Genomic DNA, 1,079 nt, shown 5'->3' on the forward strand with positions numbered 1-1,079 from the left:
TCAGGGTCGGGTAGTTTACTTGTTGTAGAGGGCAGGAGCTTGGGCAACCGTCTCACCAGTTTGAGGTAGCTCCTGCCGCAGCAGCGCCACCAAAGCGTTAGTGGATTGGTCGTAGAGGCTGGTCACCAGCTTGGGGTAGAGCCCAATGCCAATGATGGGGATCAACAGGCAGGCGATGATGAACACCTCGCGTGGCTCAGCATCTACCAATTCTTCGTGTTCGGTGAGCTCTTTGTTCTCTGGGCCAAAGAAAATCTGCCGCAACATCGACAGCAGGTAGATGGGGGTCAGGATCACCCCAACTGCTGCCAGGAAAACCACCACCAACCGGAAGGGGAGAGAGTAGGCATCGGTGGTGGCCATGCCGATAAACACCATGATCTCGGCCACAAAGCCGCTCATGCCGGGTAGGGCTAGCGAAGCCAGGGAGCAGGCGGTGAACATGGAGAAGATCTTGGGCATCTTCAGGCCAACGCCGCCCATTTCCTCCAGCTCCAGCGTATGGGTGCGGTCGTAGGTGGCCCCCACCAAAAAGAACAGGCTGGCCCCGATCAGCCCGTGGGAGATCATCTGCAGCATGGCGCCGCTCATGCCGATCTCCGTCAGGGATCCGATACCGATGAGCACGAAGCCCATGTGGCTGATGGAAGAGTAGGCGATCTTCCGTTTCAGGTTGCGCTGGGCAAAAGAGGTGAGGGCGGCAAAGATGATGTTCACCACCCCCAACACGATCAGCACTGGCGCAAAGTAAAGATGAGCATCCGGCAGCATGCCCGCATTCATGCGCATCAGGGCATAGCCCCCCATCTTGAGCAGGATCCCGGCCAGCAACATGTGCACCGGCGCAGTGGCCTCGCCGTGGGCATCGGGCAGCCAAGTGTGCAAGGGGAAAATGGGCAGCTTCACCCCATAGGCAATGAGGAAGGCCCCATACATCAGCAGTTGGAAGGTGAGTGGATAGGTCTTGTGGGCCAGATCCGTCATGTCAAAGCTGATGGGATCCCCGTAGAAGGCCATGGCCAGACCTGCCACCAGGATAAACAGGGAGCTGAGAGCCGTGTAGAGGATGAACTTGGTGG

At 58.2% G+C, this 1,079-nt stretch carries 1 protein-coding gene; it reads right to left on the reverse strand.

From position 1 onward, the window contains the following. Positions 1-15: 15 nt before the first annotated feature. Positions 16-1,079: NADH-quinone oxidoreductase subunit M (locus NW819_RS14345; protein WP_414414158.1), on the reverse strand; the 1,064-nt coding region annotated here is incomplete at its 5' end.

The organism is Synechococcus sp. R8-2 (assembly GCF_047461715.1).
Lineage (GTDB): Bacteria > Cyanobacteriota > Cyanobacteriia > Thermostichales > Thermostichaceae > Thermostichus.